14 protein-coding genes and 1 pseudogene are annotated in these 19,424 nt (G+C 75.0%); 9 read left to right on the top strand and 6 right to left on the bottom strand.

The annotated features are described in order from the left end of the window. Both ACFWYM_RS37870 and ACFWYM_RS37865 read left to right on the top strand, forming a co-directional pair. Window positions 1-211: pseudogene (locus ACFWYM_RS37870) on the top strand (uracil-DNA glycosylase); the annotation flags it as partial. 183 nt (window positions 212-394) lie between these two features. After that, on the top strand, window positions 395-3,448 hold the full coding sequence (locus tag ACFWYM_RS37865) for a BTAD domain-containing putative transcriptional regulator (protein ID WP_384847715.1): 3,054 nt from the start codon (window positions 395-397) through the stop codon (window positions 3,446-3,448). Window positions 3,449-3,695: 247 nt separating this feature from the next. Here the strand turns inward: ACFWYM_RS37865 and ACFWYM_RS37860 are convergent, their stop codons facing one another. From ACFWYM_RS37860 to ACFWYM_RS37850, 3 genes are all read right to left on the bottom strand, one after another. Continuing rightward, window positions 3,696-4,268, bottom strand: coding sequence for a dihydrofolate reductase family protein (locus tag ACFWYM_RS37860; RefSeq protein ID WP_384847713.1), 573 nt, complete (start codon window positions 4,266-4,268; stop codon window positions 3,696-3,698). A 152-nt stretch (window positions 4,269-4,420) separates the two neighbouring features. Next, window positions 4,421-5,041, bottom strand: coding sequence for an L-threonylcarbamoyladenylate synthase (locus ACFWYM_RS37855; protein WP_384847711.1), 621 nt, complete (start codon window positions 5,039-5,041; stop codon window positions 4,421-4,423). Between the two features lie 9 nt (window positions 5,042-5,050). Continuing rightward, on the bottom strand, window positions 5,051-7,885 hold the full coding sequence (locus ACFWYM_RS37850) for a LuxR C-terminal-related transcriptional regulator (RefSeq protein WP_384847708.1): 2,835 nt from the start codon (window positions 7,883-7,885) through the stop codon (window positions 5,051-5,053). A gap of 200 nt (window positions 7,886-8,085) precedes the next feature. On the opposite strand from ACFWYM_RS37850, the gene ACFWYM_RS37845 reads away from it, so the two are divergent. Together ACFWYM_RS37845 and ACFWYM_RS37840 are read left to right on the top strand one after the other, a co-directional pair. Continuing rightward, window positions 8,086-9,843, top strand: a complete 1,758-nt coding sequence (locus tag ACFWYM_RS37845) for a putative Ig domain-containing protein (protein WP_384847705.1) — start codon at window positions 8,086-8,088, stop codon at window positions 9,841-9,843. Between the two features lie 78 nt (window positions 9,844-9,921). After that, window positions 9,922-10,989: a LacI family DNA-binding transcriptional regulator gene (locus ACFWYM_RS37840; RefSeq protein ID WP_384847702.1), complete on the top strand. Its 1,068-nt coding sequence runs from the start codon at window positions 9,922-9,924 to the stop codon at window positions 10,987-10,989. A gap of 51 nt (window positions 10,990-11,040) precedes the next feature. On the opposite strand, the gene ACFWYM_RS37835 is transcribed toward ACFWYM_RS37840, so the two are convergent. Then, on the bottom strand, window positions 11,041-12,735 hold the full coding sequence (locus ACFWYM_RS37835; protein ID WP_384847699.1) for an ROK family protein: 1,695 nt from the start codon (window positions 12,733-12,735) through the stop codon (window positions 11,041-11,043). A gap of 208 nt (window positions 12,736-12,943) precedes the next feature. Between ACFWYM_RS37835 and ACFWYM_RS37830 the strand changes: the two genes are divergently transcribed. Continuing rightward, the gene (locus ACFWYM_RS37830; RefSeq protein ID WP_384847696.1) at window positions 12,944-13,843 is read left to right on the top strand and encodes a TIGR03619 family F420-dependent LLM class oxidoreductase; all 900 of its coding nucleotides are present in this window, start codon (window positions 12,944-12,946) and stop codon (window positions 13,841-13,843) included. A gap of 218 nt (window positions 13,844-14,061) precedes the next feature. Then, the gene (locus ACFWYM_RS37825; RefSeq protein ID WP_384847693.1) at window positions 14,062-15,048 is read left to right on the top strand and encodes an alpha/beta fold hydrolase; all 987 of its coding nucleotides are present in this window, start codon (window positions 14,062-14,064) and stop codon (window positions 15,046-15,048) included. Window positions 15,049-15,080: 32 nt separating this feature from the next. Here ACFWYM_RS37825 and ACFWYM_RS37820 read toward each other — a convergent pair whose 3' ends face one another. Next, on the bottom strand, window positions 15,081-15,641 hold the full coding sequence (locus tag ACFWYM_RS37820; RefSeq protein WP_384847690.1) for a GNAT family N-acetyltransferase: 561 nt from the start codon (window positions 15,639-15,641) through the stop codon (window positions 15,081-15,083). Window positions 15,642-15,816: 175 nt separating this feature from the next. On the opposite strand from ACFWYM_RS37820, the gene ACFWYM_RS37815 reads away from it, so the two are divergent. The 3 genes from ACFWYM_RS37815 to ACFWYM_RS37805 all read left to right on the top strand — a co-directional run bounded on the left by ACFWYM_RS37815 (window position 15,817) and on the right by ACFWYM_RS37805 (window position 18,374). Further along, window positions 15,817-16,596: an IclR family transcriptional regulator gene (locus ACFWYM_RS37815; RefSeq protein ID WP_384847687.1), complete on the top strand. Its 780-nt coding sequence runs from the start codon at window positions 15,817-15,819 to the stop codon at window positions 16,594-16,596. A gap of 129 nt (window positions 16,597-16,725) precedes the next feature. After that, window positions 16,726-17,145 (top strand): YciI family protein, encoded by a 420-nt coding sequence (locus tag ACFWYM_RS37810; RefSeq protein WP_384847684.1) that lies wholly within the window; start codon window positions 16,726-16,728, stop codon window positions 17,143-17,145. Further along, the gene (locus ACFWYM_RS37805; RefSeq protein WP_384847681.1) at window positions 17,142-18,374 is read left to right on the top strand and encodes an RNA polymerase sigma factor; all 1,233 of its coding nucleotides are present in this window, start codon (window positions 17,142-17,144) and stop codon (window positions 18,372-18,374) included. The genes ACFWYM_RS37810 and ACFWYM_RS37805 overlap by 4 nt, the downstream gene beginning before the upstream one ends. On the opposite strand, the gene ACFWYM_RS37800 is transcribed toward ACFWYM_RS37805, so the two are convergent. Then, the gene (locus ACFWYM_RS37800) at window positions 18,319-19,299 is read right to left on the bottom strand and encodes a LysR family transcriptional regulator (protein WP_384847678.1); all 981 of its coding nucleotides are present in this window, start codon (window positions 19,297-19,299) and stop codon (window positions 18,319-18,321) included. The genes ACFWYM_RS37805 and ACFWYM_RS37800 overlap by 56 nt on opposite strands. Window positions 19,300-19,424 lie beyond the last annotated feature (125 nt).

Raw genomic sequence — 19,424 nt, 5'->3', positions numbered from 1 at the left:
GGGGTGGGGGGGCCCCCCGCCCCGGCCCGTGTCGGGCCACGGGCCCCCGGGGGTGTGCCCGCCGGTCGCGGGGGGCCAGCACCGCGAACTACGGCTCTTCGGCAGCTACCACCCGAGCCAGCGGAACTCCTTCACCGGCCGGCTCACCCCCGCGATGCTGCGCGAGGTGCTCGCGGACGCGGCCCGCGCCGCGGACCTCCCCCTGCCCTGAACGCCCGCCCCGCACGCCTGCCCTGAGCACCTGCCCTGACGCCCACCCCCCAACCGGGCCGCCCCACCCGCCGGTTAGCCTCGGTCGCGGACGAAGGGCAGAGCGATCAGTACAGGCAGCACGGGCCGGACAGCGGCCACCCGCGAGGCGGAGCACGCCCTCGCGATCCAGTTGCTCGGCCCGGTGCGGGCCCTCCGGGACGGGCACGAACTGCCCCTCGGCCCGCCCCAGCAGCAGGCGGTCCTCGCCCTGCTCGCGCTGCGCAGGGGGCGCGCCATCGGCGCGGGCGAACTCATCGGGGCCCTCTGGGGCGAGGCACCGCCGCCGCGCGCCCTCGGCACCGTACGGACGTATGTCTCGCGGCTGCGCAAGCTCCTCGAACCGGCACGGCCGCCGCGCGCGCCCGCCACCGTCCTGGTGTCGGCCGGGGACGGCTACGCACTGCGCCTGCCCGCGGATGCCGCCGATGCCGCCGCAGCCGTCGCGGCTGTCGCGGCCGTCGACGCCGACCGGTTCGAGGGGCTGGTGGCGCAGGCCGCGGCGGCGCGGGCGGACGGGGACGCCGGGCGGGCGCACGCCCTGCTGTCCCAGGGGCTCGGCCTGTGGCGCGGCAGCGCGCTCGCCGGGCTGCGCGGGCCGTTCGTGGAGCGGGAGCGCGGGCGGCTCGGGGAGCTGCGGGTCAGTGCCCTCGAGGAGTTGTACGGGTGTGCGCTGGACCTCGGGCGGCACGCCGCGGCCGCCCCTGCGCTCGGCGAACTGGTGGGCGCGCACCCGCTGCGCGAGCGCCTGCGGGTGCTGCAGATGGTCGCCCTGTACCGCAGCGGACGGCAGTCCGAGGCGCTCACCGCGTACGCCGAGGCCCGCCGGGTCCTCGCCGACGAGCTCGGCGTCGCCCCCGGCCCCGAACTCACGGCGACCCATGCCCGCGTCCTCGCCGCCGACCCCGGCCTCGACCCGCCGCGCCCCACGGCCGCGGAGCCCCCGCCGGTCGTCCGGCCACGCCAACTCCCGCCCAGCGTGCCGGACTTCACCGGGCGCGCCGCCGACCGCGAGGAGCTGCGGCACACCCTCCTGCGGGCCGGGAGCGGACAGCCGCCGGCCCCGGCCTGCGCCGTGATCACCGGCATCGCGGGGGTCGGCAAGACCGCGCTCGCCCTGCACGTCGGACACCTGGTGCGCGACCACTTCCCGGACGGCACGCTCTACGCCGAGCTGCGCGGCCTGTCCGGGCGGCCCGGGGCCCGCCGCGCGGACCGGCCCGGGACCGGTGGCGCGGCCCCGGACGAGGCCGGGCCCGGCCTGCTGCACGAGGCGGGCCCGAGCGACAGCGGCACCGTCCTCGGCGCGTTCCTGGAGGCGCTCGGCGTCGAGCGGGAGGCGGTCCCCGAACAGCCCGAGCAGCGCGCCGCGCTCTACCGCTCCCTGCTCTCCGAGCGCCGCGTCCTGGTGGTGCTCAACAACGCGCACGACGGCGCGCAGGTCGCCCCGCTGCTGCCCGGCACCGGCGCGAGCGCCGCCCTCGTCACGGCCCGCAACCGCTCCCTGGTGCTGCCCGGCTGCCGGCCGGTCGCCCTGGACGCCATGGCCGAGGACGAGGCGGTCGCGCTCCTCGCCGCCATCGCGGGAGAGCGGCGGACCGCGGCCGAACCCGAAGCGGCCCGCGCCCTGGTGGCGGCCTGCGGACGGCTGCCGCTCGCGCTGCGGATCGTGGGGGCGCGGCTCGCCGGCCGCCCCGGCTGGTCCCTGGCCGCCCTCCTGGAGCGGCTCGCCGACGAGCGGCGGCGCCTGGACGAACTGCAGGTCGGCGACCTGGACGTGGCGGCCGCCTTCCGGCTCGGCCAGCAGAGCCTGACCCCCGAGGCGGCGCGCGCCTTCCGGCTGCTCTCCGTCGCCGACGCGCCCGAACTGCCCCTGGCGGCCGCGGCAGCACTGCTCGACACCGACGAGGAGACGGCCCGCGACCAGGCCGAACAGCTCGTCGACGCGGGCCTGTTGGAGGAGTGCGGCCCGGACCGGTACGGCTTCCACGATCTCGTACGGCTCTCCGCGCGCCGCCAGTGCGAGCGCCTGGAGTCCGCCGACGTGCCCAGGGCGGCCGCGCTGCGCCTGATCGACCACGTCCTGGCCACGGTCCGGGGCGCCTATGCCTGGCTGGAGCCGCACGACATCCTGCCCGGCCACTGCCGCACCCCCGACCGGCCCGGCACCCCCCTGGCCGACGCGGACGCGGCCCGCCGCTGGGTCGCCGCCGAGGCCGACCTGGTCACCCGGACCATCGCGCAGGCGGCGGCCGAGGCGACGGCGACCCGCGAGGCGCTGCGGGCGGCGGGGGACCTGGCCTGCCTCTGGTTCTTCCTGGTCCCGACCCCGGCACGCCAGCACGACCTCGTGGCCGTCCTCACCCCGGTCATCGAGGCGGCGGAGCGCCTCGGCGAGCTCTGGGGCCAGGGCCGGGCCCGCTATGTGCGCGGGCGGACCTCCTTCTACTGGACGCGGGTGCCGGAGGCGAGCGAGCGGGACCTGTCGGCCGCGCTGCGCCTGGCGCGGGAGGCGGACGATCCGCTCGGACTCGCCCGCGCCGCCAACCAGTTGGGCTCCGTCCTGCTCACCAGCGGCCGTCCCGCACGGGCGGTGAGCCACTTCGCGCGGGCCAGGGACGGCTTCTTCGCGCTCGGCGACACGGCCCGCGCGGGCCGCTGCTGCGTGAACATCGCCCGGGCCCGCCTTGCGCTCGGCGACGCGGCCGCGTCTCGGTCCGCCGCGGAACAGGGCGTCGCGCTCGCCGCCCCCTCAGGCAGCGTCTACGGCACGGCCTACGCGCACTACCAGTTCGGCCACATCCTGACGAGCACCGGCGACCCGGAGGCGGCCGAGCCCCAACTCCTGCTCGCCCTCGACGGGTTCGAGCGGGCCGGGCGGCGGGTGTGGGCCGCGCTCACCCGGGGCCGCCTCGCCGAGTGCGCCCTCGCGCGGGGCCTGCCCGAGCGGGCGGCGGGCTACGCCGAGGCGGCCCTGGCCGAGGGCGTCGCCTATGACTCGGCGCGCTGCCAGGCCCTCGCCCACGCGGCGCTCGGCCGCTCCCTGCTGGACCGGGACCGCCCCGCCGAGGCCAGGGACCACCTCCGCACGGCGCACGGCCTGTTCGTACGCCATCACGCGGTGGAGGCCGACGAGGTGCACCAGCTCCTGACGGCCATCACGCCTGGCATACAAGGGAGTTGTGCGGGCGGGGAATGACGGGGAAGGAAGGGCCCGGCGTGGGCCCCCAAGCCCACGCCGGGATCGACGTGGGCGCGACCCGGACCCGGGCGCCGCTCGGCACCGTCCCTGACATCCCTGTGCCTGCCCTGCGCCGGAGGCATGCCCCCGCATGCCCCGGCGGCCGGTCGACGGGCGCGCTCTCCACGTACGGACGGCACTCTGCACCACCCGGATCAACGTCCGATCAACGAGGTCGAACGAGATGAGACGAGACCAGACGAGATCAGCGGACGACGTCGAAGACGTTCTTCTGCAGGCCGTTGGCGTACGCCTCGTGCTCGACCAGCTTCAGGTGTTGCGTGTCCTTGTCGGCGTCGCTGAACAGGCGCTTGCCCGCGCCGAGCAGGAGCGGGAAGACGAGCAGGTGGTAGCGGTCGATGAGGCCCGCGTCCGAGAGGCCGCGGTTGAGGGTGGCGCTGCCGTGGATGATGATCGGGCCGCCCTCGGTCCGCTTCAGGGCGGCGACGTCGTCGAGGGAGCGCAGGATCGTGGTCTCGCCCCAGTTCGACACGAGGGCGTCCTCGGTGAGGCTGGTGGAGACGACGTACTTGGGCATCACCTTGTAGTCGGCGAAGTCCTCCATGCCGGGCCAGACCGGGCTGAACGCCTCGTAGCTGACCCGGCCCATCATCATCGCGGCGGCCTCCTGCTGCTCCCGCCCCTTGGTCTCGAACGCCTCGGGGAGGAACTCGATGTCCTTGAAGGTCCACCCCGCGTTCCGGTAGCCGGACTCGCCGCCCGGGGCCTCCACGACGCCGTCGAGCGAGACGAAAGCAGTGCTGATCAAGGTACGCATCTGAGGACTCCCCAATATTCGGTCGGCGATTCGGTACGCGCGGATGCCGCTGTGCTTGTTCCCGGCAGCTCGGCCGGTCGCAGTACAGACGGTCGATCACCGCAGAACTCATCGGCCGCCGGGCCGGAATGTCCCGGCCGCTCGAACCCGGGCTACTCGAACAGCGCGGTGTCGCCCGCCCCGCGGCGCACGATCTCGACGTCGCCGTCGGAGAAGTCGATGACCGTCGTCGGCTCGGTGCCGCAGTCGCCCGAGTCGACGACGGCGTCCACCACGTGGTCGAGCCGCTCCTTGATCTCCCAGCCCTGGGTCAGCGGCTCCTCCTCGTCGGGCAGGAGCAGGGTGCTGGAGAGCAGCGGCTCGTCGAGCTCGGCGAGGAGGGCCTGGGTGACGGTGTGGTCGGGGATGCGCACCCCGACGGTCTTCTTGCGGGGGTGCAGGAGCTGGCGCGGCACCTCTTTCGTGGCGGGCAGGATGAAGGTGTAGCTGCCGGGGGTGGCGGACTTGATCGCCCGGAACACGTCGTTGTCGACGTGGACGAGCTGGCCGAGCTGCGCGAAGTCCCGGCAGACGAGGGTGAAGTGGTGCCGCTCGTCGAGCCGGCGGATGGCACGGATGCGGGCCATTCCCTCCCGGTTGCCGAGCTGGCAGCCGAGCGCGAAACAGGAGTCCGTCGGATAGGCGATGAGATCGCCGGAGCGGATGCCGTCGACCACGTTGCCGATCACGCGCCGCTGAGGATTGTCGGGGTGCACGTCGAAGTACTTCGCCATCCGGCGAGCCTATGCCCTGGGGGCGCGTTCCCCCGACGACATTCCCCGCGCCCGCGGCAGTTGGGCCCGCGAGCGGATGCCCAGCTTGCGGTAGACCCGGCTGAGGGTGGCTTCCACCGTCTTCACCGAGAGGTAGAGCTGGTCGGCGGCCTCCTGGTTGGTCATGCCGGTGGCGACCAGGGCGGCCACCTTCCGTTCTGCTTCGGTGAGTTGGTGGGGGGTGTCGGCGCGGGTCGCGGTGGCGTCGAGGCGGTGCAGGAGGTCCTGGGTGAGGGCCGTCCAGGGGTGGGCGCCGCTCTGCTGGTACTGGACGAGGGCGGCGCGCCAGGCGGTGCGGGCGGCCGCGTGCCGGCGCCGGGTGCGTTCGAGGCGGCCGAGGGCGAGGTGGGTGCGGGCCTCTTCGAGGGGCAGGCCGATGCGGTGGAAGCGGGCGGCTGCGCGGCGCAGCAGGTCCGTCGCCCGGGGCTCGGCGCCCAGGCGGGCCAGGCAGGCGGCTTCGGCGCGGTCGAGGGCCGGGCCGATGCCGGTGGCCAGGACCCGGTCACCGGCCGTGGCGCGCAGCCGGTCGACCAGGAGCCGGCCTTCGTCGGGGCCGCCGTGGGCGGCGAGGGCCTCGGCGAGCTCGGGCTGCCAGCGCAGCATCGTCGGGTCGTCGACCCGCTGGTGGCCCTCCAGTTCGGCGACCTCGCGCAGCGTGGCGACGGCCGCCGCGACCTCGCCGGTGGCCAGCTGCACCGAGCCGAGGGCGAGCAGGTTGCGGGAGGTGAACAGCAGGTCGTGGTCCTCGCGGGAGGACTGCGCGCCGAGCCGGGCCCGTTCGGCCGCCCGTGCGAAGCTGCCGCCCGCGGTCTCGGCGAGCGCCGCCGTGTACCAGCTGGGCCCCGGGGAGAGGCCGGCCGCCGCGCACACCACCGTCGCGCGCTCGCTCCACTCCAGGGCGCGGCCGGGGGCGCCGAGGCGCGCGTCGACCTCGGCGAGACTGCGCAGCACCTCCTGGAGATCCTCGGCGTCGCCGGTGCGCTCGGCCACCGGCAGCAGCTCCATCAACCGGTCGCGGGCCGCGGCGAGGCGGTCGTCGAACACGGCGTGCCGGACCGCCAGGTACTGCGGGCTGTTCCGGATCCCGATGGCGCCGACCGGCGTCCCCGCTTCGAGGGCCCGGGCCAGGGTGTGGGCCGCCCCGGGGTCCCCGGTGATGCGCTCCATGCGGGCCCGCATGGTGAGGGCGAGGGTGCGCACGGTCGGGTCGTGCGCCGACTCGGCCGTACGGACGGCCCGTTCGGCGGCGTGGCGGGCCTGGAAGGGGCGGCCGCTGATGTTGTGGCGCAGCGCGACCCGCAGTTCGACCGCGGCCAGCAGGGCCGGGTGCGGGCGGGCCAGGTCGAGCGCCCGGGCGAGGACGTCCTCGAGTTCGTCCATGGCCTGACCGCCCGTGTCGACCACCGCGAGGAGCGCGGCCACCTGGTCGCGGGCGCCCGCCCGGGCGGCGGCGAGCGCGTCGGCCGCGCGCAGGGCGAGCAGACAGCGGCCCGCGGCGGCCGCGTCGCGGGCGGCCTCGACGAGCCGCCCGATGCGTTCGGCGCGCTGCCGCACCGGGGTGTGTTCGGCGGCGAGCAGCAGCAGTTCGGCGGCGAGGGCGCGCTCCCCGCAGTCCCGCGCCCACCGGGCGGCCTCCTGTCCCTGGCGGGCGAGTCGACCGTCGGGCCGCTCCAGGGCCAGGAGCCGGTGCCGGGTCGCGTGCAGCGGGTCCTCGGTGGCGGTGGCGAGCGCCTGGTGGGCCGCGACGCGCTGCGGCCTGCCGCCTGTGCGGGCCGCCGCGTCCCGCAGCGCGTCGGCGGTGAAGGTGACGGCGTCGCGGTGCGGGTCGGCTCCGGTGCGGACGATCCCGGCCTGGTCCGCGGCCGCCAGGTGCGCGTCCGCGTCGGCCCGCCCGGCCCGCCGCAGCAGCGCGGGCGACACCGCGCCCGCCGAGAGGCCGAGCATCAACAGGGTGTGCCGCACCTCGTCCGACACGGTCCCCAGCCACAGCTCGGCCAACTCCCGCACGTGGTCCCCCGGTACGGGCACGTGCGCCGACCGTACGGCCGCCCCGCTCGTCCCGCTCATCGCTTCGGCCAGCGCCTGTACGAGCAGCGGGTGTCCCCCGCCGTACCGGTGCACCCGCGCGGCGTGCCGCCCCGGAACCCCGTGGCACACGAGGAGGTCGGCCACCTCCTCGGCGCTGACCGGCCCGAGGCACAGCCGGGGCGCGTGGTCCCCGCACAGGCCCCGGGCGACGTCCGCCCGACGAGCGGCCCGCTCGGCACACACGACGGCCAGCCGGTCCGGCGCCAGGGCGCGCACCACGTGCCCGAGCACATCGGCGCTGTCCTCGTCGAGCCACTGGGTGTCGTCGACGGTGAGCAGGACGTGGCCCGGCAGGCGGGCCAGAAGGGTGCCGAGGGCGAGGCGCAGGGCGAGGGGGTCGGGGGGTGGCGCTTCGCCGGTGGCACGCTTGCCAGGCGAGCCCTCGCCCAACACACCCTCCACAGCTGCGAGTTGCCCACCTTCCAGGGCACCGCGCCCCGGTAGTTGTGCGAACAGCGCAGCGACCGCGCCGTAGGGAAGCGCGCGGTCGCGCGGCCGGGGTGCGAGGCGCAGGACGTGGTCGGCGCGGCCCTCGGCACGCTGTCGGGCGGCGAGCGCGCTCAGCAGGGTCGTGCGGCCCGCGCCCCACGGGCCCAGGACCACGAGCCGTCCGGTCTGCCGCAGCAGGCGTTCTCCCCGCTCGACCTGCCCTGTTCCGGCGGGCCAGGCCACTCGGGCCGGTCCCGCACCCGGTGTCGGCCGGCGCTCTCGCGTCATGCGGCCGACCGTAGGCGCGGGTGCAGCGGGTGATCAACCCTTCGGGACGTCCGCCTCTCCCGGGGCCCGCGACGTCGCCTGAGGAAGAGCATGAGGAACCGTCAGATCGCGGGTGACGCAAGGGTTTTCCCCGATGCCCTCCCCCATCCGCTCCCCGCACGCTGTGGCGCACTCAGGAACCCCCCATGAGAGGACCCTCCGTGCTCCCTGTATCTCTCCCCCATCACGCTCATCCCCGCTCCCGAATACGCCTGCGGGCCACCGTCACAGCCATCGCGACCGTCGTCCTGCTGGGCGGCTCCGCCGCGCTCCCGGCCGACGCGGCGGGCCGACCCCGGCCACCCGCACCGCTGTTGAAGGCGATGCAGCGGGACTTCGGGCTCACCGCCGCGCAGGCCAGAACCCGGCTCGCCCAGGAAGCCGCCGCCGGGAACGCCGCTGCGGCGCTGCGCACCCGGCTCGGTGAACGGGTCACCGGCCTGTGGTTCGACGCGGCCCAGGGGCGGCTCAACGCCTCGGTCACCACCGCCGCCGACGCCCGTCAGGTCCGCGCCGCGGGCGCCGTCGCACACCTCGTGCCGTACGGGAAGAGCCAACTCACCGACGTGGAGCGGGTGGTGCGCCGTCAGGCCGACGGGGTGCCCGGGGTGGCCGGGTGGGGCGTCGACGAGCGCACCGGACGGGTCGAGGTGCGGGTGCTGCGGACGGAACACCGCGCCGCGACGGAGACGTTCCGGTCGCGGATGCGTCAACTCGGCCGGGCCGTACGGCTGGTGGAGGTCACCGACGCCCCTGTGCGGCAGCAGGGCGACGTGGTGGGCGGTGACAAGTGGACACCGGGCAGTGAGAGCGGCTGCTCGATCGGGTTCTCCGTGACGGCCGGGGGCGGCGCCAAGGGCTTCCTCACGGCGGGGCACTGCACCAACGACGCCGACCAGCCCGCGTACGGGAAGGACAGCTCCCGGCTCGGCACCTCCAATGCGGGCGGGACACACAGCGTCAACGCGCGCGAGGGGGACTTCGGGCTCGTGGACGTCGATCAGCCGGGGTGGAATCTCGCGCCGCGAGTCGACGGGTACGGCAACGGTGACGTGACCGTCACAGGGTCGGCCGAGGGCGTGGTGGGCCAGTCCGTGTGCCGCTCGGGGCAGACCAGCGGCTGGCGCTGCGGCGAGATCACCAAGGTCGACCAGAGCGTGGACTACGGAAACGTCGTCATCGACGGCCTGTCGTACACCGACGCCTGCTCGGCGGGCGGCGACTCGGGAGGCTCGTACGTCACGGCGAGCGGCGGCAAGGCGGTCGGGCTGCACTCCGGGGGCGGCAGCAATACGTGCGGCAGCAGCGGTGAGACGTTCACGATCTTCCAGCCGGTCGGCGAGGCGCTGCAGAAGTGGCAGTTGGCGCTGGCCACCGAGGGCGCCCAGCCCGGCGGGGTCGCCGTGGCCGCCGTCGCCGACCAGCAGTCCGCGGTCGGCCAGTCGGTCGAGGTGAAGAACAGCGCGCGGGGCGGCACCGCCCCGTACACCTGGAGCGCCACCGGGCTGCCCGCGGGCGTCTCCGTCGACAGGTCCACGGGCACCCTCAGCGGCGCCACGACCACCGCGCAGACCGCGAAGGTGACGGTCACCGCCACGGACAGTGCGGGCAAGTCGGCCTCGGTGAGCTTCACTTGGACCGTCGGCGGCGGCACGGGCGGTGCGCCGTCGCTGCGCGACCCGGGCAGCCAGACCGTCTACATCGGCCGCCCCGTCCGGCTCGCCCTGGAGGCCACCGGCGGCACCGGCGGCCGCGCGTTCACCGCGACCGGGCTGCCCGCGGGCCTCACCGTCGACCGCTCCACCGGGACCGTCTCGGGCACGCCCACCCAGTGGGGCACGCGGACCAGCCGGATCACGGTGACGGACTCGGCGGGGCGCACCGCGTCGGTGGACGTCACCTGGTACGTCTTCAACTGACGCGGCCACGGCGGCAACGGGCACCGGCATGCGGAAAGCGCTCTCCCCGCCCCGCGTACCCCGGGATAGGGTGCGGGAATGAGCAGGCGGCTGCCCACACTTGAAGATGTCGCGCGGGAGGCGGGGGTCTCCCGCGCGACGGTGTCCCGGGTCATCAACGGCATCAGGAACGTGGATCCGGTGATCCAGGAGACCGTCCGGCAGGCCATCGAGCGCACCGGCTACACCCCGAACAGCGCCGCGCGTTCCCTGGTCACGCGGCGGGCCGAGACGGTCGCGCTGGTCGTCGCGGGGACGGGCGACGAGACGGCGGACACCCAGGGAGCACAGGGCGCCCAGGACACCCAGGACTCCTTTGCCGCGCGGGTGTTCGCGGATCCGTTCTTCGGCCGGGTGGTCAGCGGTGTCGTGGGCGCGCTGCGGCCGCGGTCGATGCACCCGGTGCTGATGTTCGCGGACTCGGAGGCGGCCTGCGAGCAGATCGTCGCCTATCTGCGGCAGGGCAGCGCGGACGGCGCCCTGGTCGTCTCCACGCACGCCGAGGACAAGCTGCCGGAGCGCCTCGCCGCGGCGGGCCTGCCCGCGGTCCTGTTCGCCCGCCCGGCCCTCGCCGCCCCGCTCAGCTATGTCGACCTCGCCCACCAGGACGGGGCCCGCCTCGCGGCGGAGCATCTGCTGGCCCGCGGCTGCCGCCGAGTGGCCACGGTCTCGGGGCCGTTGGACGTGCCCGCGGGGCAGGAGCGGCTCGCCGGGTTCCGGGACGCGATGGCGCGGCACGGGCACCCGTACGTGCCCGTCGCCGAAGGCGGCTTCACCCAGCAGAGCGGCGCCGAGGCGATGGTGCGGCTGCTCGCCGAACACCCGGTCCTGGACGGGGTGTTCGCGGCCAACGACCTGATGGCGCAGGGCGCGTGCCAGGTGCTGCGCGAGTCGGGCAGGCGTGTACCGGACGACGTGGCGGTGGTCGGCTTCGACGACTCGTCCGCCGCGCGCGCCTGCCGCCCGCCGCTCACCACGGTGCGCCAGCCGGTGGAGGAGATGGCGGCGACGATGGTGCGGCTGCTGCGGGAGCACATCGAAGGGGAGCGCACCGGGCCCACGTCGGTGATCTTCGAACCGGAGCTGGTGGTACGGGAGTCCGCCTGACGCCGTTCAGGGCAGGCGTTCAGAGCAAGGGCAGGCGTTCAGGGCAGGCGTTCAGGAGATCGGCACCCGCTCCGCCAACGCGGCGTGCCAGGGCGGGAGTTCACGCTCCCGCGCGCCGTCCTCGCGGCGCCCTCCCCGGGCGAAGAAGTCCGCGAGCGGGAGGGTCGCGGCGCCCACGGTGACCGCGTCCGGGCCGAGTTCGCCCATCTCGATGGTGACGCGGCGCGCCGGGTAGGCCAGGGAGTACGCGGTGGCGTGCGCGCGGACCGCGGGCAGGAAGCGGGCGCCGAGCTGGAGACCGGCCCAGCCGCCGATGAGGACGCGCTCGGGCTGGAAGAGGTTGATCAGGTCGGAGAGCCCGGCGCCCAGGTACTCGGCGGTCTCGTCGAGGACGGCGCGGGCCAGCGGGTCAGGGGCGGTGGCGATGGCGATGGCGGCATCGACTCCGGCATCAGCTCCGGCTCCGGCTCCGGCTCCGGCTCCGGCTCCGGCTCCGGCTCCGGCTCCGGCTCCGGCTGCAGGATCGCCCGCCGCTTCGGCTTCGGCTTCGGCTTCGGCTTCGGCTTCGGCTTCGGCTTCGGCTTCGGCTTCGGCTTCGGCTTCGGCTTCGGCGGCAGGATCGCCCGCCGCTCCGGCATCGGCTCCAGCTCCAGCTCCAGCTCCAGCTCCAGCTCCAGCTCCAGGATCGCCCGCTCCAGCTCCAGCTCCAGGATCGCCCGCTCCAGCTCCAGCTCCAGGATCGCCCGCCGCGCCCGAGACAGCGGCTTCGGCGGCTGAATCGCCCGCCGCGCCCCAGGCGTCGGCGTCGGCCGGGTACGCCGCCGCCAGCATCGCGGCGAGCGCGGTCTCCTCGTCGACGCCCTCGGGCGGGCGGCCGCCCGCCTCCCGCCAGCGCTCCAGGAGCGCCTCCGCACCCGCGTACGCCTCCAGGCAGCCGAGCGCCCCGCACCGGCACCTGCGCCCCCGCACCCGTACGGTGAGATGGCCCCACTCCAGCGCCCTGCCGTGCTCCATGACGTCGGTGACCAGGCAGGCGCCCACGCCGGAGCCGAAGAGGATGACGGCGGCGCTGCGGGCGCCGCGGCCCGCGCCGAACCACAGCTCGGCCTGGCCGAGGGTGCGGGCGCCGTTGTCGATGAAGTACGGGACGGTGTCCGGCAGTTGGCCGGTGGCGCGCAGCAGCGACTCCAGCGGGACCGCGTCCCAGCCGATGGTCTGGGCGTGCACCACGGCGCCCTCCTCGGCGGTGCGGGCGACGATGCCAGGGACGCCGACGCCCACGCCGAGCAGCCGCTCCGGGGCGATGCCCGCCCTGTCCAGGACCTCGCGGACGCCGTCGCCGATGTGCCCGACGATGGCGTCGACGTCGTAGCCGCAGGACCCGGCGTCGTGGCCGACCGGCTCCAACGGGCGCTCGGTGCGGGCCAGTTCGGTGAGCGTCAGGTCGAAGAGCTCGATGCGGACGCGGGTCTCGCCCACGTCCACGCCGATCAGGTGTCCGGCCGTGGGCGCGACGCGCAGCAGGGTGCGCGGGCGCCCGCCCGCGGAGTCGACGCTGCCCGCCTCCTCCACCAGGCCCTCGGCGGCCAGTTCGGCGGCGACGTTGCTGATGGAGCCGGAGCTGAGCCCGGTCGCCGGGCCGAGCGAGTGGCGGCTCATGGGGCCCTCGAAGTACAACTGCCGCAGCACCGCGGCGCGGTTGTCCCGCCGCAGGTCGTTCACCGTGCGCCTGCTCCGACCGGTCATGCGGCCTCTCCCCCTTGCCCCTTGCCCCCTGGCCCGTGGCCCTGCGCGCCGTCCCGCGGCCTCGTGCCCTGTCCCGCAACATACCCGGGCCGCCCTCGGCCCGAGCCGCTTCCCCCACGGCTTAACTCACAGCCTGAATCGGGATGGTGACACGCATCACGTGCGCCGCGCCGGTCCCTCGTGTCACCGGCCGACCCAGAATGCGGGCATGCGCTTAGGAATAGCTCTCCCCCAGTACGGCACGCACGCCAGGCCCGAGGCGATCGCCTCGTTCGCGCGGGACGCGGAGGACGCCGGGTTCGACTCGCTGTGGGTCGGGGACCGTGCCCTGACCCCCGTCGCACCGAGCGACATCTACCCGGGCCCCGAGTACTCGGCCGAGCACCCCTACCCGCCCGAGTTCAAGACCCTCCTCGACCCGCTGACCGTGCTGACCGTCGCGGCCACCGCGACGACACGGGTGCGCCTGGGGAGCAGCACCATCAACGCCCCTTGGTACCCGCCCCTGTTGCTCGCCCGGAGCCTGACCTCCCTGGACCAGATCAGCGGGGGCCGCCTCGACGCCGGGCTCGGCATCGGGTGGATGCGGGACGAGTACACCGCCGTCAACGCCGACTTCACGCGGCGCGGGGCGCACCTCGACGAGATCCTCGACATCCTGCACGGCTACTGGAGCCAGGAGGAGTTCGAGCACGACGGGCCGCAGTGGACCATTCCGCGCTCGTACGTCGGGCTGCGGCCCGCCCAACGGCCGGTGCCACCCGTGTACTTGGGCGGGTTCACGCCCGCGGCGATGCGGCGCATCGGGCGGCGGGCCGACGGGTGGATGGGGATGGTGCTGCCCGCACCGGCGCACGCCGGGCTGTGGGGTGCGGCGGTGCGGGCCGCGGAGGAGGCGGGGCGGGATCCGGGGGCGCTGCGGCAGCACCTTCGGCTGAACCCGAAGCCGGGGGCGACCGATGCGGACATCGCCGGGGCCCTCGCCGGGGTGCGGGACTCGGGGGTGGGGGGTGACAGCTTCTTCATCGACCTGCAGCTGGCCGTGCGGGAGCCGGGGGAGGCGTTGGAGGTGGGGGTGAAGGTGTTGGAGCGGGTGCGGAGGGGGTGAGCTGGGCTGCCCTGCGGGGCCTGTCCCCAAGCCCGCCCCTTCCCGAAACCGCGACTCCGTCGCCCCTGGGGCGGCCTCTTTTTGGGGCTTCGCCCCTTGCCCCCCATCGGCCTGAACGGCCTCGTCCTCAAACGCCGGACGGGCTGGAATGCCCCTCTCGTTTGCCGACACGGCAACAAATGTCGCGGCCCTGCGGATGCGCGGCCCACGATCGGGCCATGGCTACCACCTCTCCCTCCCCCCGTCACCGCCTCGTCCCCTCCCCCGCCGGCCGCACCCACCTCGTCGAGCAGGGCAGCGGGCCGCTGGTCCTGCTCGTGCACGGGTTTCCTGAGTCCTGGTCCTCGTGGCGGCACCAGTTGCCCGCCCTCGCCGCCGCGGGGTACCGGGCCGCGGCCGTGGACGTGCGCGGGTACGGGCGCTCTTCGCGGCCGGACGACGTGGCCGCGTACCGGATGCGTGAGCTCGTCGAGGACGGCGTCGCCGTCGTGCGCGCCCTCGGTGAGGAGCAGGCCGTGATCGTGGGGCACGACTGGGGTGCGAACATCGCCGCGCACTCCGCCCTCCTGCGGCCCGATGTGTTCCGTGCGGTCGGCCTGCTGAGCGTGCCCTATGCACCCCCCGGCGGGCCTCGGCCCAGCGATGTGTTCGCGACGATGGGCGGGGACGCGGAGGAGTTCTACGTCTCGTACTTCCAGGAGCCGGGGCGGGCCGAGCGCGAGATCGAGCCGGACGTGCGCGGGTGGCTCGCGGGCTTCTACGCCGCGTTCTCCGGGGACACCATGCCGGGACCCGATGCCCCCGATCCGCACTTCCTGAGCCGTGGCGGGGGCACGCTGCGCGACCGGTTCCCCGTCGGGGAGCAGCTGCCCGGCTGGCTGAGCGAGGAGCAACTCGATGTCTATGCGGGGGAGTTCGAGCGGACCGGGCTTGCCGGGGCGCTGGCGCGGTACCGGAACATGGACCGGGACTGGGAGGAGCTCGGCGCGCACGCGGGCGCCCCGCTCACCCAGCCCTCGCTGTTCATCGGCGGCACCCGGGACGCCTCCACCACCTGGCTCGCCGACGCCATCAAGGCGTTCCCCGACACCCTGCCGGGGCTGCACGCCGCGCACCTGCTCGACGGGTGCGGCCACTGGGTGCAGCAGGAGCGGGCCGACGAGGTCGGTCGCCTTCTGGTGGAGTGGCTCGGCTCGGTCGGTTAGCCGCTCGCGTCAGTCCCGCGCTCCTCTCACGGTCAGCCGGTCTCGCGCGCCGCCCGCCACTCCGGGGCCAGCACCGACCACACCTCGTCGCTGTGGCGCTCGCCCCGGAAGACGAACCTGTCGCGCAGGACGCCGTCGCGGGTCATGCCGAGGCGCTTGGCGACGTTGGCGCTCGGGGTGTTCCCGGCGGAGAGCACCCACTCCACGCGGTGGATGCCGCGCTGGTCCACCGCCCAGTCGATGAGGACCCGGACCGCGCGGGTGACGAGACCGCGTCCGGCCGCGGCGGGCTCCAACCAGCAGCCCGCCTCGCACGTGCCCTGCTCAGCGTCGAAGACCCGGAAGAGGACGCCGCCGACGAGGAGGCCGTCGAGCCAGATCCCGTACAGGCGGCCGGAGTCGGCCGCGGCCTTGTCCGCGTATCTCTGCAGCCAGCCGCGCGCCGACTCCAGGTCGGTGACGAGGTCGGGCAGCCCCACGTAGCGGCCGATGAAGTCCCGGCCGCGGTCGATGTGGGCGAGGAACTCCTCGGCCTGCCACGGCTCCAGCGGCCGCAGTTCGGCCCCGTCGTCGCCCAGCGGTCTCGTGAACATGTCCGTCCCTTCGGCGTCGCCCGCTCGGGGCACATGCGTGTGGCATAAGCAAAAAGCACACACTAGTTCCCCTATCACCCCGCTCGGCTGGTTTCAGGAGAAGTCCCACCCGTCACCGTTCCGTGGTTAACAATCTCCGAGGAATTGACCATTCCGTATCGGGGGAGACCTCTTCATGTCCGACACCACGGCCGACCAGGGTGGCTCCGGCCCCACGCTCATCGGCTCGGTCCGGCGGGCCCTGCGCCTGCTCGAAGCCGTCGCGGACCACGACGGCGGGGCCACCGCCAAGCAGCTGGCCCGGCAGGTGGGGCTGCCGATGGCGACGACGTACCACCTGCTGCGCACCCTCACCCACGACGGCTATCTCCGCCGGGAGCAGGGGCTGTATCTGGTGGGGCCCGCCGCCGGGCGGCTCAGCGGGCCCGTCGGGCGCGGCGTGGTGCGGGCCGAACTCGCCCGCTGGCTGGGGGCGTTGCGCGACGAGCTCGGGGTCGCCGTGTACTACGCCTTCTACGAGGACGGCGAGGTCAATGTCGTCTCGCAGGCCGTGAGCCCCGCACACCCGGGCGTCGAGGAGTGGGCGGACTTCCGGCGCACCGCGCACGCGCACGCCCTCGGCCAGTGTCTGCTCGCCCAGCTCGACGAGGACGGGCGGCGCGACCATGTGTCCCGGCACCCGGTCGAGCAGCTCACCCCGTACACGGTCAGCGACGACCGGGCGCTGCTGCGGAAGCTGGCGCGCCTGGACCGGGGGGCGCCGCTGCACGAACACCAGCAGTATCTGCCGGGCACCGTCTGTGCCGCCGTGCCCATCACGGTCGGCCGGGTGCCGTCCACCATCGCCTTCTCGCTGCCCGCCGGGCGCGCCGACGAGCTGCTGCCGCTCGCCCGGCGCCTGCAGCGGCGCACGGAGTCCACCCTGACGACGCTGGGGTTCACGGTCTGGGGCTGACGGCCGGAAGATGGTGTTGTCCGCATGCGCCGAGAAGGCGTCGTCACGTGTCGAGAACGCGTCGTCGGCTCCGACGTCTCCCGTGAAGGCCGCCCACCGGGGGCGGCACCGCACCCGAGGAGCGAGACCATGAAGTATCTGGTGATGATCCAGGGCACCCAGGCCGACTACGAGGCCATGAGCGGCAAGGGCTCGGCGGCCAGTCCGGCGTGGAGCGAGAAGGAGATCCAGGCGATGTTCTCCTTCATGAGCTCCCTGAACGACGATCTCGCCGAGACCGGGGAGTTCGTCGACGGGCAGGGCCTGACCGAGCCCGCGCAGACCCGCACCGTCGGCCGGGGCCCGGACGGACGGCCGGTCGTCACCGACGGCCCCTACAGCGAGACCAAGGAGGTCCTCGCCGGCTACTGGGTCCTCGACTGCGCCAGCCTGGAGCGGGTCACGGAGATCGCCGAGCGCATCCTGGAGTGCCCCGGACCCGAGGGCGCCCCGGTCTTCCCGGTGGTGATCCGGCCCATCCAGAGCGCCCCCGACGGAGCCGGTTGTTGAGTTCCACCGCACGCGTCGAGGACCTGCTGCGCCCGCTCGCGCCGCAGGTCCTCGGTGCGCTCGTGCGGCGGTACGGGCACTTCGGCGCCGCCGAGGACGCCGTACAGGAGGCGCTGCTCGCCGCCGTGCGGCAGTGGCCCGGCGAGGGCGTGCCGGACAATCCGCGCGGCTGGCTGATCCGGGTCGCCTCGCGGCGGCTCATGGACCAGCTGCGCGCCGACGAGGCGCGGCGGCGGCGCGAGGAGACCGCCACGCAGCTGACCCCGCGGGACGACTTCACGGCGCCCGCGCCCGGCGAGAGCCGCGCCCCCTCGGAGGACGACACGCTCACGCTGCTGTTCCTGTGCTGCCACCCCACGCTCACCCCGGCCGCGCAGGTCGCCCTGACCCTGCGCGCCGTCGGGGGCCTGACCACGGCCGAGATCGCCCGCGCCCATCTGGTGCCCGAGGCGACGATGGCGCAGCGGGTGAGCCGGGCCAAGCAGAAGGTGAAGGGCGTGGCGTTCCGGCAGCCCGGCCCCGAGGACCGGGACCAGCGGCTCACGGCCGTCCTTCAGGTCCTGTATCTGATCTTCAACGAGGGGTACACGGCGACGTCGGGCCCCGCCCTGCACCGCGCCGAGCTCGCCCGCGAGGCGATCCGGCTGACCCGGGCGGTGCGCCGGCTGCTGCCCCGCGAGGGCGCGGTGACCGGGCTGCTGGCCCTGATGCTGCTCACCGAGGCGCGCAGCGCGGCGCGCACGGGGCCGCACGGCGAGCTGGTCCCGCTCGACGAACAGGACCGCGGCCGCTGGGACCGGGGCGCCATCGCCGAGGGCACCGCCCTGGTGGAGGAGGCGCTGGCGCAGGCTCCGGTGGGCGCCTATCAGGTGCAGGCGGCGATCGCGGCGCTGCACGACGAGGCAGAGCGCGCCGAGGACACGGACTGGCCGCAGATCCTCGCCCTGTACGACGTGCTGCTGGAGCGGGCGCCGGAGCCGATGGCCCGGCTCGGCCGGGTCGTGGCCGTCGCGATGGTGCACGGCCCGACGGCGGGGCTCGCCGAACTCGACGCGCTGGAGGGGCCGTTGGCGGGGCACCACCGCCTGGACTCGGTGCGCGGGCACCTCCTGGAGCGGGCGGGCGACACCGAAGGCGCCCGCGCGGCCTATCAGTTGGCGGCGAGCCGCACGCTCAGCGTCCCCGAGATCCGCTATCTGCAGATGCGGGCTGCGCGCCTGCGCCGGTAGCCGAGGCCACCCCTTCGGCGGCCGTCCCGCCGAGGCCGCCCTCGCGCGACGCGCGCGCCACCGTGTCGGCGAACGCGCGGGCCAGCGGGCTCAGCGCGTCCCAGCGGCGCACCGCCCAGCCCACGGACAGGGTGGGCAGCGCGGGGATCGGAAGCAGGCGCAGGCCGGGCAGGGCGGCCGCGTCCCAGCCGGGCAGCGCGGGCACCACGGCCTCGCCCAGGCCGAGTTCGGCGAGCAGGATCGCGGTGTCCCAGTCGGCCTCGCTCGCGTCGGGGGTGGGCGTGATGCCCAACTCCCCCAGTGCGCCGTCGAGTTGGACCCGTGAGGTGGAGCGCTGCGGCGGCCGGATGAGCCGGGCGGCGGCGAGGTCGGGCGGCTCGGCGCGGGTGCGGGCCGCGAGCGGGGCGTCGGCCGCGACGGCGAGGACCCAGGGCAGCTCGACGACGGGCCGCTGCTCGATGCCGCGCACAGCAGGGCCGATGGTGATCCAGGCGAGGTCGATGTCGTCGGCGGCGAGCGCGTCGAAGCAGCTGCGGCTGGAGCTCACCGTCTGGAATTCCAGGCTCACTTGGGGATGGCGTCGCTTGAAGTCGACGATCGCGCCGGACATGAAGTGCCGCACGGTGGTGGCTCCGGTGGTGATGCGCAGCTGCCCGCCGTCCCCCGCGACCAGGTCGCGCAGACGCCGCAGCGCCAGGTCGATCCCGCCGATCCCGTCGGCGGCCGCCTCCTGGAGGATCCGCCCCGCAGACGTGGGCACGACGCCGCGCGGGTGCCGCTCCACGAGGCTGACGCCGAGCTCCCGCTCCAGGCGTTTGACGTGCTGGCTCACGGCCGACTGCGTGCAGGACAGGTCGCGGGCGACGGCGCTGAGGCTGCCCGCCCGGCACACGGCTATGAACACACGGAGGTCGTCGAGAGTCACAAGGGCTGAAGGTATCGCTTGGGTAGTTGCAAGGAAACCCGAGGATTGACTTGGGTCTGGGACGGGACCAAGATCTCGTACGGGCCCAAGGGCGGCAACCCGCTCCGGGGGTTCGCGCGGGTCCG

This window comes from Streptomyces sp. NPDC059009, from assembly GCF_042740175.1.
Lineage (GTDB): Bacteria > Actinomycetota > Actinomycetes > Streptomycetales > Streptomycetaceae > Streptomyces.
The sequence above is the reverse complement of the archived record's forward strand: the minus strand, read 5'-3'. Positions and strand labels throughout refer to the sequence as shown.

Coding starts and splice junctions, on each gene's coding strand:
- ACFWYM_RS37825 (WP_384847693.1), top strand. CDS start 14,062: ATGGCTACCACCTCTCCCTCCCCCCGTCACCGCCTCGTCCCCTCCCCC.
- ACFWYM_RS37810 (WP_384847684.1), top strand. CDS start 16,726: ATGAAGTATCTGGTGATGATCCAGGGCACCCAGGCCGACTACGAGGCC.
- ACFWYM_RS37815 (WP_384847687.1), top strand. CDS start 15,817: ATGTCCGACACCACGGCCGACCAGGGTGGCTCCGGCCCCACGCTCATC.
- ACFWYM_RS37850 (WP_384847708.1), bottom strand. CDS start 7,885: ATGACGCGAGAGCGCCGGCCGACACCGGGTGCGGGACCGGCCCGAGTG.
- ACFWYM_RS37830 (WP_384847696.1), top strand. CDS start 12,944: ATGCGCTTAGGAATAGCTCTCCCCCAGTACGGCACGCACGCCAGGCCC.
- ACFWYM_RS37855 (WP_384847711.1), bottom strand. CDS start 5,041: ATGGCGAAGTACTTCGACGTGCACCCCGACAATCCTCAGCGGCGCGTG.
- ACFWYM_RS37840 (WP_384847702.1), top strand. CDS start 9,922: ATGAGCAGGCGGCTGCCCACACTTGAAGATGTCGCGCGGGAGGCGGGG.
- ACFWYM_RS37835 (WP_384847699.1), bottom strand. CDS start 12,735: ATGACCGGTCGGAGCAGGCGCACGGTGAACGACCTGCGGCGGGACAAC.
- ACFWYM_RS37860 (WP_384847713.1), bottom strand. CDS start 4,268: ATGCGTACCTTGATCAGCACTGCTTTCGTCTCGCTCGACGGCGTCGTG.
- ACFWYM_RS37820 (WP_384847690.1), bottom strand. CDS start 15,641: ATGTTCACGAGACCGCTGGGCGACGACGGGGCCGAACTGCGGCCGCTG.